At 69.3% G+C, this 13,263-nt stretch carries 13 protein-coding genes; 10 read left to right on the top strand and 3 right to left on the bottom strand.

What is annotated here, in order from left to right; genetic code table 11:
- Positions 1-28 precede the first annotated feature (28 nt).
- Genes prpB through BG28_RS10805 form a run of 3 tightly spaced genes read right to left on the bottom strand, consistent with a single transcriptional unit; the run spans position 29 to position 3,218 of the window.
- Positions 29-946 carry a methylisocitrate lyase gene (gene prpB / locus BG28_RS10815; protein ID WP_036476507.1) on the bottom strand — a complete coding sequence of 306 codons (918 nt, stop codon included), beginning with the start codon at positions 944-946 and terminating at the stop codon, positions 29-31.
- A 3-nt stretch (positions 947-949) separates the two neighbouring features.
- On the bottom strand, positions 950-2,467 hold the full coding sequence (locus BG28_RS10810; RefSeq protein WP_036476505.1) for an MmgE/PrpD family protein: 1,518 nt from the start codon (positions 2,465-2,467) through the stop codon (positions 950-952).
- A gap of 25 nt (positions 2,468-2,492) precedes the next feature.
- Positions 2,493-3,218: a GntR family transcriptional regulator gene (locus tag BG28_RS10805; RefSeq protein WP_036476503.1), complete on the bottom strand. Its 726-nt coding sequence runs from the start codon at positions 3,216-3,218 to the stop codon at positions 2,493-2,495.
- A 156-nt stretch (positions 3,219-3,374) separates the two neighbouring features.
- Between BG28_RS10805 and BG28_RS10800 the strand changes: the two genes are divergently transcribed.
- The 10 genes from BG28_RS10800 to der all read left to right on the top strand — a co-directional run bounded on the left by BG28_RS10800 (position 3,375) and on the right by der (position 13,199).
- Positions 3,375-5,327, top strand: a complete 1,953-nt coding sequence (locus tag BG28_RS10800; protein ID WP_051501327.1) for an AMP-binding protein — start codon at positions 3,375-3,377, stop codon at positions 5,325-5,327.
- Between the two features lie 103 nt (positions 5,328-5,430).
- On the top strand, positions 5,431-6,063 hold the full coding sequence (locus BG28_RS10795) for a trimeric intracellular cation channel family protein (protein WP_036476500.1): 633 nt from the start codon (positions 5,431-5,433) through the stop codon (positions 6,061-6,063).
- A 273-nt stretch (positions 6,064-6,336) separates the two neighbouring features.
- Positions 6,337-7,173 (top strand): ParA family protein, encoded by an 837-nt coding sequence (locus tag BG28_RS10790; protein WP_235181081.1) that lies wholly within the window; start codon positions 6,337-6,339, stop codon positions 7,171-7,173.
- On the top strand, positions 7,173-7,712 hold the full coding sequence (locus BG28_RS16305) for a ScpA family protein (protein ID WP_051501326.1): 540 nt from the start codon (positions 7,173-7,175) through the stop codon (positions 7,710-7,712). The genes BG28_RS10790 and BG28_RS16305 overlap by 1 nt, the downstream gene beginning before the upstream one ends.
- On the top strand, positions 7,598-8,110 hold the full coding sequence (locus BG28_RS16300) for a segregation/condensation protein A (protein WP_369797227.1): 513 nt from the start codon (positions 7,598-7,600) through the stop codon (positions 8,108-8,110). The genes BG28_RS16305 and BG28_RS16300 overlap by 115 nt, the downstream gene beginning before the upstream one ends.
- Complete coding sequence (gene scpB / locus BG28_RS10780; RefSeq protein WP_036476499.1) at positions 8,103-8,678, top strand: SMC-Scp complex subunit ScpB; 576 nt, start codon at positions 8,103-8,105, stop codon at positions 8,676-8,678. The genes BG28_RS16300 and scpB overlap by 8 nt, the downstream gene beginning before the upstream one ends.
- A 40-nt stretch (positions 8,679-8,718) precedes the next feature.
- The gene (locus BG28_RS10775) at positions 8,719-9,795 is read left to right on the top strand and encodes a pseudouridine synthase (protein WP_235181074.1); all 1,077 of its coding nucleotides are present in this window, start codon (positions 8,719-8,721) and stop codon (positions 9,793-9,795) included.
- Positions 9,792-10,958: a prephenate dehydrogenase gene (locus BG28_RS10770; protein ID WP_051501323.1), complete on the top strand. Its 1,167-nt coding sequence runs from the start codon at positions 9,792-9,794 to the stop codon at positions 10,956-10,958. Before BG28_RS10775 ends, BG28_RS10770 begins: the two co-directional genes overlap by 4 nt.
- The gene (gene cmk, locus BG28_RS10765; RefSeq protein WP_051501322.1) at positions 10,937-11,674 is read left to right on the top strand and encodes a (d)CMP kinase; all 738 of its coding nucleotides are present in this window, start codon (positions 10,937-10,939) and stop codon (positions 11,672-11,674) included. Before BG28_RS10770 ends, cmk begins: the two co-directional genes overlap by 22 nt.
- 28 nt (positions 11,675-11,702) lie before the next feature.
- Positions 11,703-13,199, top strand: coding sequence for a ribosome biogenesis GTPase Der (gene der / locus BG28_RS10760; protein WP_235181080.1), 1,497 nt, complete (start codon positions 11,703-11,705; stop codon positions 13,197-13,199).
- The last annotated feature ends 64 nt before the right edge of the window (positions 13,200-13,263 follow it).

Genomic DNA, 13,263 nt, shown 5'->3' with positions numbered 1-13,263 from the left:
GTGACCTCCTTGGGTCATTGCGGGGTCTCTAGGTGTTCAGCTCGTGCACGTCAGGGACGTCGAAATTGAAGATCCCGGTATCGAAGGCGTTGTATCCCTCGTAGTCGACCAGATCGTAGAGCCGTGCTCGGGTCATCATCTGATCCACTGCGGCCTCCTGGGAACCTTCAGCGGCCAGGGTGTCCAGCGTGCGTTCGATCGCGCCCATCGCCGAGCGCAGCGAGGTCACCGGATAGATCACCATGGCGACCCCGGTCTCGGCGAGCTGATCGCGGGTGAACAGCGGGGACTTCCCGAACTCGGTCATGTTCGCGAGCACCGGGACGTCCACCGCAGCGCAGACCGCGGCGAACTCGCTGAGGTCCTTCATCGCCTCCGGGAAGATCGCGTCCGCCCCGGCGTCGACCAGGGCCTTGGCCCGCTCGATCGCGGCGTCGAGACCTTCGACGGCGCGCAGGTCGGTGCGCGCCATGATCAGGAAGTTCTCATCACGCCGTCCGCGGGCGGCCGCAGCCACCCGCTTCGTGGCGGTCTGCAGGTCCACCAGGTTCTTCCCGTCCAGGTGTCCGCAGCGCTTGGGGTTGAACTGGTCCTCGATATGACAGCCCGCGAGTCCGGCGTCCTCGAGCTCCTGGACCGAGCGTGCCACGTTCATCGGTTCCCCGAATCCGGTGTCGGCGTCGACCAGGGCCGGCAGATTGGTGGCCCGGGCGATCTGCCCGGCCCGCTGGGCGACCTCGCTCAGCGTGGTCAGCCCGATATCGGGCAGGCCCAGCTCGTTGGCCAGGACCGCGCCGGAGATGTAGATCCCGTCGAAGCCCTTCTGCTCGATCAGCGGGGCCGAGAGCGGGGTGAAGGTGCCCGGGAACTGACGCGCCGCGCCGGGGGTGAGCATGGCGCGCAGATCAAGCCGCTTCTGCGCGGGGGTGATGGTGGAATACAGCATGGCCTAGAACAGTCCCTTCGGTGAGGCGGAGGGGTCGATGACCCCGGTGGCCGCGAAGATGTTGAGCTGATCGAGCTGACCGGCCGGGATCGTCTCCAGACCCTCGGCCGCGCCGAGGAAGCGCTCGATCTCCGCCTCGGCGATCACACCCTCCGCCAGGCTGCGGAACTTCGCGATGTACTGCTCCCGAGCGAAGGGCCTCGCGCCCAGCGGGTGGGCGTCGGCCACGGCGATCTCATCGGTGATCACCTCGCCGGTGTGCAGTCGGATCTCCACGGACCCGCCGAAGGCCTTCTCTGCGATATCGGTGGAGTGGTACCGCCGGGTCCATTCCGGGTCCTCCTCGGTGGTGACCTTGTGCCAGAGCGCGACGGTGTCCTCGCGCTGCGCGCGCTCCGGGGTGTAGGAGTCCACGTGATGCCAGGCGCCGTCCTGCAGCGCCACGGTGAAGATATACGGGATGGAGTGATCCAGCGTCTCGCGGGAGGCGGTGGGATCGTACTTCTGCGGGTCGTTCGCCCCGGAGCCGATCACGTAGTGGGTGTGATGGCTGGTGCGGATCAGCACCGAGTCCACCTGCGCAGGGTCGGTGACCTGCGGGTGGGCGTGATGCAGCCGGCGAGCCAGATCGATCCAGGCCTGCGCCTGGTACTCCGCGGAGTGCTCCTTGGTATAGGTGTCCAGGATCGCCCGCTTGGACTCCCCGCGCTCTGGCAGCGGCACCTCGTAGGAGGCGTCCGGCCCGTCGAGCAGCCAGGCGATGACCCCGTCCTCGCCCTCATAGATCGGCACCGGGGAGGTCTGCCCGCGCATCGCGCGATCCACGGATTCCACGGCCATCTTCGCGGCGAAGGCCGGGGCGTGGGCCTTCCAGGTGGAGATCTCGCCCTTGCGGGACTGCCGGGTCGCGGTGGTGGTGTGCAGCGCCTGGCCCACAGCCTGGAAGATCGTCTCGGCGTCGAGATCGAGCAGGGTGCCGATGCCGGCCGCGGCGGAGGGTCCGAGGTGCGCCACGTGGTCGATCTTGTGCTTGTGCAGCGAGATCGCCTTGACCAGGTCCACCTGGATCTCGTAACCGGTGGCGATGCCACGGATCAGCTCCGGTCCGGAGGCTCCGGTGTGCTGGGCCGCGGCCAGCAAGGCCGGAATGTTGTCCCCTGGGTGGGAGTACTCGGCGGCCAGGAAGGTGTCGTGATAATCCAGCTCGCGCACGGCGACACCATTGGCCCAGGCGGCCCACTCGGGGCTGGTCTTCGTCTCGATGCCGAAGATCGAGGCGCCGGAACCGTTGGCGGAGACCGAATGGTCCAGCGCCTGAGCGCGCGCGGCGACGATCGGGGCCCGATTCAGCGAGGCCACCGCCACCGACGCGTTGTCGATGATCCGGTTGATCACCATCTCGGTGACCTCCGCATCCACCTCCACCGGGTCGACGGCGACCTGGGCGATCTTCCAGGCGAGCTGGTCCTGCCGGGGAAGGTTCTCGTCACTGCGGTAGACCCGTACGTTATGCGTGATCATGCTGGTGGTTCCTCTCGATTCGGAGTCAGGCGTCGTTGCTGCTGTGTTGTGCCGTGGCGTGCTGGGCGGTCTCGGGTTGAATTCTCTCGGGCTGGATTCTCTTGTGCTGGGCCGTGATGTAGGCGAGGCTGCGGCGCAGATGGATCAGCATCGCGGCGCCCGCGGTGTCGGGGTCTCCGGAGGCGATGGCGGTGCACACCTCGCGGTGCTCCCGGGCCGAGGCCGCCAGTCGTTCGGGCGCGTGCTGAGAGAGCCGTCGGGCCCGGACCAGGTGGGCGCGCATGCTGCGCAGAGCCAGACTCAGATAGGGATTGGCCACCGCCTCGGAGACCGCCTCGTCGAGCTCCTCGGTGAGCGCGTAGTAGTGCTCGTCGGCCTGGGCCGGATCCCGCTCGCGCTGACGCGCGCGAAGCGTCTGCTCCGCCGCGGTGAAGCGCTCCGCGAGCGCAGTGAACCGAACCGGGTCTCCACGTTCTGCCGCGAGCCGCGCCGACTGGACCTCCAGCGGAAGCCGGAGCTCGAAGAGCAGATCCACGTCTGCCGCCGAGATCGAGCTGACCACCGTGCCCCGCCCTCGGGTCTGGCCGGCGAGGCCGTCGGCGATCAGCCGGGACAACGCCTCACGCAGCGGGGTGCGGGAGAGGCCGAGCCGCTCCGCCTGCTCGACCTCGCCGAGCAGGGTCCCCGGGGTCAGCACCCCGTCGAGGATCTCCTGCCGCAAGGTGTCGTAGGCACGGTCGCTGGCACGCATGACTTGATTGTATACATCGACACGGACTCCAGACAGTGTTCCGGGTGAAAATTCGATGAACACCGGAGATTTGTATACATGGGCCTTTACCTTCTGTGAGGCAGGTCATACCCTGGAAGGTGTCACGCCTCCCCGTCGATGAGCAGGAGCATTCCCATGACCGGTCCGTCCTATCGCGAGCTGCACGCCCGATCGTTGGCCGAGCGCGAGGAGTTCTGGCTCGACGCCGCCGCCCAGATCGACTGGGACCGCGCCCCGGAGCGCGCCCTGGATGACTCTGCGGCACCGATCTATCGCTGGTTCCCCGACGCGAGGCTGAATCTGAGCTACAACTGCCTGGACCGCCACGTCGAGGCCGGACGCGGAGACCAGGCCGCGCTGATCTATGACTCCGCCGTGACCGGGACCGTGCACAGCTACAGCTATGCCGAGCTCACCGCGGAGGTGGCGCAGTGCGCCGGGATGCTCACCGAGCTCGGCGTGGGCGCCGGGGACCGGGTCATCATCTATCTGCCGATGATCCCGCAGGCCCCCATCGCGATGCTCGCCTGCGCGCGGATCGGCGCGGTGCACTCGGTGGTCTTCGGCGGGTTCGCCGCCAAGGAGCTCGCCTCCCGCATCGACGACGCCTCGCCGGACGTCCTGCTCACGGCCACCGGAGGCATCGAGCCCACCCGGAAGGTCGAATACCTGCCCACCGTGGCCGAGGCGCTGCGCCTGGCCACGCACCAGGTCCGCCACGTGGTGGTCCAGGAGCGCGAGGGCTTCGTCCACGGCCTGCAGGAGTTCACCGCAGATTCCGCAGATTCCGCTTCAGACCAGGGGAGCGCGGCGAGCGCGGACCGTGCCGCGGCATGGCACGACTGGGCCGCGCGCTCCGCCCAGGCGCAGCCCGCCGCCCCCGTCACGGTGCGCGCCACCGACCCGCTCTACGTCCTCTACACCTCCGGGACCACCGGTCGACCCAAGGGCGTGGTCCGGGACCAGGGTGGCACCGCCGTCGCGCTGAGCTGGTCGATGCAGGCGATCTACGACGTCGGCCCGGGGGAGACCATGTTCACCGCCTCCGACGTCGGCTGGGTGGTCGGGCATTCCTTCATCGTCTACGGACCGCTGCTGGTCGGGGCGACCACGGTGCTCTACGAGGGCAAACCCGTGGGCACCCCGGACGCCGGCGCGTTCTGGCGGATGATTCAGCAGCACCGAATCACCGCGCTGTTCACCGCGCCCACGGCGCTGCGCGCGATCCGCAAGATCGACCCGGAAGCGGCGCTGGTCGCCGACTACGACATCTCCTCGCTGCGGCACCTCTACGCCGCCGGAGAACGGCTGGACCCGGTCACCCAGCGCTGGATCACCGAGGCCCTGAGGGTCCCGGTGATCGACAACTGGTGGCAGACCGAGACCGGCTGGCCGATCGCGGCCAACCCGGTGGGGATCGAGGCGCTCGCGGTCAAGGAGGGCTCGGCCACCCTGCCGATGGCCGGCTACGACGTGGTGATCCTCGACGCCACCGGGGAGGAGCTGCCGCCGGGGGAGGAGGGCAACATCGCGCTGCGACTGCCGATGCCCCCGGGCACCCTGCCCACGCTCTGGGGTGATGACCAGCGCTACATCGACTCCTACCTCGCGGCGTTCCCCGGGTTCTACGCCACCGGGGACTCCGGCTACCTGGATCCTGACGGCTACCTCTTCGTGATGGGGCGCACCGATGACGTGATCAACGTGGCCGGCCACCGGCTCTCAGCCGGATCAATAGAAGCCGTGGTCGCCTCCCACCCGGCGGTCGCCGAATGCGCGGTGATCGGGCTGCAGGACGAGCTCAAGGGCCAGCGCGCCTCAGGCTTCGTAGTGCTCAAGTCCGGACGCACCGACGATCCGAAGATGCTGCAGGCCGAGCTGACCGCCCTGGTGCGCCGGGACATCGGTCCGGTGGCCGATTTCAAGACGGTCGCGGTGGTCGCCGCGCTGCCGAAGACCCGCTCAGGCAAGATCCTGCGCAAGACCATGCGACAGATCGCCGACGGCGAGCAGGCCCGGGTGCCCTCCACCATCGAGGACGCCTCGGTGCTCGATGATCTGATCCCGGTGCTGCGGCCCCGACGGTAGGCTTGTCGGCGGCGCGTGACCGCGCGCCGGGAGAGTCTCCGCAGCCTGGGCGCCGTGGAGGTGTCACGCGCAGCTGCTCACCGGCTGACGCAGAGGGAGAGCGATGGACCTGGCGCTGTTGGCGGTGGAGCTGCTGGGCACCTTCGCCTTCGCGGTCTCCGGGGCGCTGCTCGCCGCCCGCAAGGGCTTCGACGTCGTGGGTTCGCTGCTGCTGGCCTCCATGGCCGGACTCGGCGGCGGGGTCACACGAGACATCATCATCGGCCAGGGACCCCCGGCCGCCTTCCTGCAGCCGATCTACCTGGCCCCGGTGCTCCTCGCGGTGATCCTGGTGCTCACCGGGCTGCTCCATGAGACCCGGCTGCGCCGGACGCTGCTGGTCTTCGACGCCGTCGGCCTCTCGCTGTTCTGCCTCACCGGCACGGTCATCGCGTTCAACGCCGGGCTCAACGAGATCGCCTGCGTGCTGCTGGGGGTGACCACCGCAGTCGGCGGCGGGGCGATGCGTGACGTGGTGGCCAATGAGACCCCGCAGATCTTCAACCCGCGCGGGGTCTACGCGGTGCCGGCCATGTTCGGGGCCGGGCTGATGGTGATCGTGCTCAGCTACGAGCTGCCGCTGATCTGGGCCGGACTGGTGGTCTCCAGCCTGGTCTTCACGCTGCGGATGATCTCGCTCAAGCGGGGCTGGCGGGTGCCGCTGGCCGGACGCGGCTCCAGCGGCGGCGCGGCCTGAGCGCCTCCGCCGACGCCTGAACCGGCACCTGATCCGACGCCTGAACCGGCGCCTGAACCGGCCGTGCGGTGAACCTTCGAGTGCTACTTCGCCCGCGCATCTTGCCTGGCTCAGGACACGGGGTAACCTGGATAAGTTGTTGTCCGCAGGAGGAAGATGAGGGATCACGTGAGCGAGCCGGGTGCCCGGATGGGCGAAACGCCTGACCGGGAGGTCAACGCGTCGCAGGCCGACCAGCCGACCGAACTCTTCACCATCTACGGCGACGCGATCATGGGCCCCACCGGCCGGCCGAAGCATGACTTCGCCGAGCCCGACCCGCTGAGCAGCCACGGGCCCGCGCGCGTCATCGCGATGGTCAACCAGAAGGGCGGAGTCGGCAAGACCACCTCCGCGATCAACCTGGGAGCGGCGCTGGCCGAATACGGCCGCCGCGTGCTGATGGTGGACTTCGACCCGCAGGGCGCGCTCTCCGCCGGCTTCGGCACCAGCCCGCATGAGCTCGAGACCACGGTCTACAACGTGCTCATGGAGCGCGAGGTCAAGACCCGCGACGCGATCGTGTCCACCCACGTGGAGAACATCGACCTGCTCCCGGCCAACATCGACCTCTCCGCCGCCGAGGTGCAGCTGGTCAACGAGGTGGCCCGCGAACAGGTCCTGGATCGTGCGCTGCGCCAGGTCCGCAACGACTACGACGTCATCATCATCGACTGCCAGCCCTCGCTGGGTCTGCTCACCGTCAACGCGCTGACCGCCGCCCACGGCGTCGTCATCCCGCTGGAGGCCGAGTACTTCGCGCTGCGCGCTGTGGCGCTGCTGGTGGACACCATCGAGAAGGTCCAGGACCGGTTGAACCCGGACCTGGAGATCGACGGCGTGGTGGTCACCATGGTGGATCTGCGCACCCTGCATGCCCGGGAGGTCATCGCCAGGATCGTCGAGGCCTTCGGCGAGAAGGTCTTCGAGACCGTCATCAAACGCTCGGTGAAGTTCCCCGACGCCACCGTGGCCGCGGAGCCGATCACCGCCTACGCGCATAAGCATGAGGGTGCCAAGGCCTACCGGCAGCTGGCCCGAGAGCTGATCCTTCGAGGTGGATCGCCCTAGTGGCGCAGCCGGCAGCGGGCGCCGCGGCGCGTCCAGATGCCGACGCAGCCGGGGGCCTCGAGCAGCTCGGGACCGACTCCCGGCGCGATTCCACCGGATTCACCGTCTCGCTGACGAACTTCGACGGCCCCTTCGACCTGCTGCTGGGCCTGATCGCCAAGCGCGAGATGGACGTCACCGCGGTGGCGCTCGCCGCGGTGACCGACGAGTTCATCGGCTATGTGCGCGGACTCTCACACCATCAGGCGCTGGATGAGTCCTCGAACTTCATCCTGATCGCCGCCACGCTGCTGGACCTCAAGGCGGCGCAGCTGCTGCCCGGCGGAGAGGTCGAGTCCCAGGAGGATGTCGCCGCCCTGGAGGCCCGCGACCTGCTCTTCGCCCGCCTGCTGCAATACCGGGCGTCAAACACATCGCCGGACACATCGCCGAGCAGATCCAGGCGCACTCGGACCGCCTCCCGCGCCAGCCCGGGACCCACCCCGAGCTGGCCCAGCTGCTCCCGGAACTGGTCTTCAAGACCACCCCGGAGGACCTGAAGACCATCGCCGAGCGCGCCTTCGCCCGTCCGGCCATGGAGCCGGACCATATCCGGTTCGAGCATCTGCACTCCCACACGGTGGACATCCGGGCCGAGATGGCGGTGATGACTGCGCTGCTGCGTGAGGCCGGCGCGGCCAGCTTCACCGAGCTGATCCGCGAGTCCGAGAGCCGGCTCGTCGTCGTCGTGCGGTTCCTGGGGCTGCTGGAGCTCTACCGGGACCGCGACGTCGAGTTCGAACAGGACGCGCCGCTGGGCGAGCTGCGCGTCCTGTGGTCCGGGCCCGCCAGCGGTGAGATCGCGGCGCTGGACCGGGCGGCCGCGGAATGGGCGGAGCCGGAGTCCGGGCAGTCCCCGAGACCAGCCCCTGAGACGGAGGATGCCGATCATGGCTGAGCCGATCAGCGAGGACCTGCTCGCCGCCGCGGAGGCGGTGCTGATGATCACCGAGGAGCCGGTCACCGCCGTGGAGCTGGCCCAGGTGCTCGAGATCCCCGAACACCAGGTCGTCGCGGTGCTCGATGCGCTGCGCCTGGACCTCGACGGGATCAGCGAGGGCTCCCGGCGCCGCGGCTATGAGCTGCGCGAGATCGCCGGGGGATACCGCTACTACTCCCGCGCCGAGCACGCCGAGCAGGTCTCCGCCTTCGTCCTCGGCGGAGCCACCACCCGGCTCTCCCAGGCCGCACTCGAGACCCTGGCCGTGATCGCCTACCGGCAGCCGGTGGCCCGCTCCCAGGTCGCAGCGATCCGCGGGGTCAACGTCGACGGGGTGGTGCGCACCCTGGTCACCCGCGGCCTGGTGGACACCGCCGGGACCGATCCGCTCACCGGAGCCACCCTGTATGTCACCACCGCGGACCTGCTGGAACGGCTCGGGATCAACTCCGTGCAGGAGCTTCCCCAGCTCTCCCCACACCTGCCCGGCATCGAAGCCGCCGAGGAGCTGGGCCCGCAAGGCTGAGTGGCCGAACCGATTGGACACTCCCCATAGAATGGAGACCATGAATTCTTCGGGCCCAGACCGCCGCGCGCGCGAGGCGCAGCGGCGGGAGCCACGCGCTGCCACGGCAGCCCGCACCCCGAAGGCCGGTCAGTCCGGGGGACCGTTCTCCTCCGAGGACCCGCAGCGGATGATCTCCACCGGTCCCAGCCGGGCCAAGCCCCGCCGAGACGAGGCCGAGGAGAACTTCACCGCGGTCCATGACCCCGAAGGCGTCCGGCTGCAGAAGGTCCTGGCCCAGGCCGGCGTCGCCTCCCGGCGGGTCTGCGAGGCCTTGATCTCCGAGGGCCGGGTCGCGGTGGACGGCAAGGTCATCATCGAACCCGGCATCCGCGTGCGGCCCGAGAACGTGACCATCCATGTTGACGGCGTGCGGATCCAGCTCAGCGTGGAACACCAGTACGTGATGTTCAACAAGCCCACCGGCGTGGTCACCACCATGTCCGACCCGCACGGTCGCCCCTGCATCAATGACTACCTCACCGAGGAGATGCAGGCCGCCCGGCTCTTCCACGTCGGCCGCCTCGACGCCGAGACCGAGGGCCTGCTGCTGCTGACCAACGACGGCGAGCTGGCCAATAAGCTCACCCACCCCTCCTACGAGGTGCCCAAGACCTACGTGGTCGAGGTCGCCGGACCGGTGTACAAAGAGGTCGGCAAGAAGCTGCGCGCCGGGATCGAGCTGGAGGACGGGCCCATTGCGGTGGACGACTACCGGCAGCTGGGCAGCGACGGCCGCCGCACCATGATCCAGGTGACCCTGCACTCTGGACGCAACCGGATCGTGCGCCGGATCTTCGATCACGTCGGACACCCGGTGCTGCGCCTGGTGCGCACCGCGCTGGGCGAGATCACCATCGGCAACCAGCAGCAGGGCACCGTGCGCCCGCTGGGCCGGCTCGAGCTCGGCCACCTGCTCGAGCTGACCAGCCGCGACGCCACCGGCAGTGACGCCAGCGGCAGCGGCGCAGACACTAGCGGCAGCGACTCCAGCAGCAGCGACTCATCCGGCAGCCAGGCCGGCGAAAGCGGCGGCAGCGACGCAGACACACCCGACACCGGGGACGGCCCGCGATGAACCTGCTCACCGCCACACCGGACAGCGTGCGTCAGACCCCGACCGTGCTGATCCGCGGCACCGGGCTGCTCGGCACCAGCATCGGGCTCGGCCTGCGCGCCGACGGGCACCAGGTGCTGCTCTCGGACCCCTCTGCCACCGCACAGGCCATCGCCGCCGACATCGGCGCCGGCATCATCCTGGAGCAGGCCCCTGAGGGGAGCGACCCGGAGATCGTCATCGTCGCCGCACCCCCGGAGGCCACCGCTGCGGAGGTCGCGGCCGCGCTGATCCGGTTCCCCGACGCCGTCGTGCTCGACATCGCCTCCACCAAGTCCGAGATCCTCAGCCTGCTGCTGCACCGCACGCAGGACGAAGCCTCCGCGCTGACCCGGGCTGATCTGGGTCGCTATGTGGGCACCCACCCGATGGCGGGCCGGGAGAAGTCCGGGCCTGTAGCCGCGCGCGGTGAGCTCTTCACCTCGATGCCCTGGGTGATCTGCCCCGCGGTGGACCCGGTCACCGGAGACCAGCTCTCTGCCCCCGAGGCCGTGAAATGGGCCGGCGAGGTGGGACGCCGGCTCGGCGCCACGGTGCACCAGATGGACCCTGCCCGGCACGACGAATCCGTGGCGCTGATCTCACACCTGCCGCAGATCGCTGCCTCCCTGGTGGCCTCCCGGCTGCAGGACGCACCGGTCTCGGCGCTCGCGCTGGCCGGCAACGGGCTGCGCGACGTCACCCGGATCGCGGCCTCCGACCCAGGGCTGTGGGTGCAGATCCTCTCCTCCAACGCCCGTCCGGTGGTGGAGATCCTCTACGGACTCCGCGCCGACATGGAACGACTGATCAGCACCCTGGAGGCCCCGCGCGCTCCGGGCGGGCAGGCCGACATCGCCCAGCTGATCGCCGAGGGCAACTCCGGAGTCACCCGGGTGCCCGGCAAGCACGGCGCCCCACCGCAGTCCTTCACGGTGCTCACCGTGATCGTGGACGACAAGCCCGGACAGATCGCCGCGGTGCTCAATGACGTGGCCACCGTCGGGGTCAACGTCGAAGACCTCCGCATGGAGCACTCCGCCGGCCACCAGGTCGGCATGGTGGAGCTCTCCGTGCTGCCTGGACGGCGTGATGAGCTCGCCGAAGCCATGACGGAATTTGGATGGAAGGTAGTGCTCTCGTGAGTCAAAGACAGCGCCTGATCATTGCAGTGGACGGACCCTCGGGGTCCGGGAAGTCCAGCGTCTGCCGTGCGGTGGCCGGCCGGCTCGGCGCGGCCTACCTGGACACCGGAGCGATGTACCGCGCCGCCACCTGGTACTGCCTGGCCCAAGGGATAGACCTGGCCGACGAGCGGGCGGTGGCTGTGGCCGTGGGGGAGCTGCCGCTGACCATCTCCACCGACCCCGATCACCAGACCATCACCGTCGGGCAGAGCGATGTCACCGCGGCGATCCGCGAGACCCGGATCTCCGAGCGGGTCTCTGAGATCGCGACCAACCGCCCGGCCCGTGCGCTGCTGATCGCCGCTCAGCGCCGGATCATCGACGACTCCGGCTTCATCGTGGCCGAGGGTCGCGACATCACCACTGTGGTGGCCCCTGACGCGCAGGTGCGCGTGCTGCTCACCGCCTCCGCGGAGGCCCGGCTGCGCCGCCGTGGCCTGCAGCTGGGCGGCACTGAGACCGCCGAGGCGCTGCACCGCCAGGTGATCGCCCGCGACGCCCGCGACTCCACCGCGTCGAACTTCACCGAGGCAGCCGACGGCGTCGCCGTGCTGGACTCCTCGGACCTGACCTTTCAGGAGACCATCGACGCGCTGATCCAGCGCGTGGAACAGGCCTCCGACGAACCACTCTCGATCCCATCTGCAGGAGCATCCCGTGGCGAATCACGCTGAGAACAACCCCTCCGAGTCCCCGGAATACATTCCGGCCGTCGAGGACGACCGGTTGGCCGAACGACTGGCCTCCATCACCGAGGAGGAGGCCGAGGCGCGCGCCGCCGCGCTGCGCGCCGGACTCTCCGACTATGAGCTGGCCGAGGAAGACGCCGCCCTCCTGGACTATGACGAGGACGACGAGGACTACGAGCCCTATGTCGCGGCCCCGCCGGCCCTGGCCGTGATCGGGCGCCCCAACGTGGGCAAGTCCACGCTGGTCAACCGGATCACCCGCTCCAAGGAGGCCGTGGTCGAAGACGTGCCCGGCGTGACCCGCGACCGGGTCTCCTATGACGCGGAGTGGAACGGCAAGGACTTCACCCTGGTCGACACCGGCGGCTGGGAGCAGGACGCCCGCGGGATGCACAAGCGAGTCGCAGAACAGGCCGAGATGGCCGTGGACGAGGCCGACGCCGTGATCTTCGTGGTCGACGGACTCGTCGGGGCTACCGCCGTGGACGAAGCCGTGGTGCGGATGCTGCGGCGCAAGAAGAAGCCGGTGCTGCTGGTGGCCAACAAGGTCGACGCGCCCTCGCACATGAGCGAGGTCTACGCGCTCTGGAACCTCGGACTCGGCGAGCCCTATCCGGTCTCGGCGCTGCACGGCACCGGCACCGGTGACCTGCTCGACGCCGCCGTGAAGGCGCTCCCGGAGTTCGCCGAGCATGGCGGGATGATCCCCACCGGCGGTCCGCGCCGCGTGGCGCTGGTGGGGCGGCCCAATGTGGGCAAGTCCTCGCTGTTGAACAAGCTGGCAGGCTCCGAGCGCGTGGTCGTGGACTCCGTGGCCGGCACCACCATGGACCCGGTGGATGAGTTCATCGAGCTCGGCGGAGAGACCTGGCGCTTCGTGGACACCGCCGGCATCCGGCGTCGTCAGCACATGGCCTCAGGCTCCGAGTACTACGCGATGCTGCGCACCCAGCGCGCCCTGGACAAGGCCGAGGTCGCCGTGGTGCTGCTCTCGGTGGAGGAGCCGGTCTCCGAGCAGGATGTGCGGATCATCCAGATGGCCGTGGACTCCGGTCGCGCCCTGGTGGTGGCCTACAACAAATGGGACCTGATGGACGAGGAGCGCCGCTACTACCTCGAACGTGAAGTCACCCGAGACCTGGCGCACATCGCCTGGGCCCCGCGGGTCAACGTGTCCGCACTGACCGGCTGGCACAAGGACAAGCTCGCACCGGCGCTGGACACCGCGCTGACCAGCTGGGGCCGACGCATCTCCACCGGACGGCTCAACGCCTTCCTCGGCGAACTGGTCGCGGCCCATCCGCACCCGGTCCGCGGCGGCAAGCAGCCCCGGATCCTCTTCGCCACCCAGCCCTCCACAAAGCCCCCGCGCTTCGTGCTCTTCACCACCGGCTTCCTGGACCCGGGATACCGGCGCTACATCACCCGCCGGCTGCGTGAGACCTTCGACTTCACCGGCTCACCGATCGAGGTCTCCATGCGCGTGCGCGAGAAGCGCAAGCGCAAGTAGGCCGCGGCGTCCCGCAGGCCTAGCCTGCGGGGAGCACCGGACTTTGGACGAGGTCGCCCGATAC

Origin of the sequence: Nesterenkonia sp. AN1 (assembly GCF_000582475.1) — a bacterium.
In the GTDB taxonomy this organism is placed as follows: Bacteria; Actinomycetota; Actinomycetes; order Actinomycetales; family Micrococcaceae; genus Nesterenkonia; species Nesterenkonia aurantiaca.
The sequence above is the reverse complement of the archived record's forward strand: the minus strand, read 5'-3'. Positions and strand labels throughout refer to the sequence as shown.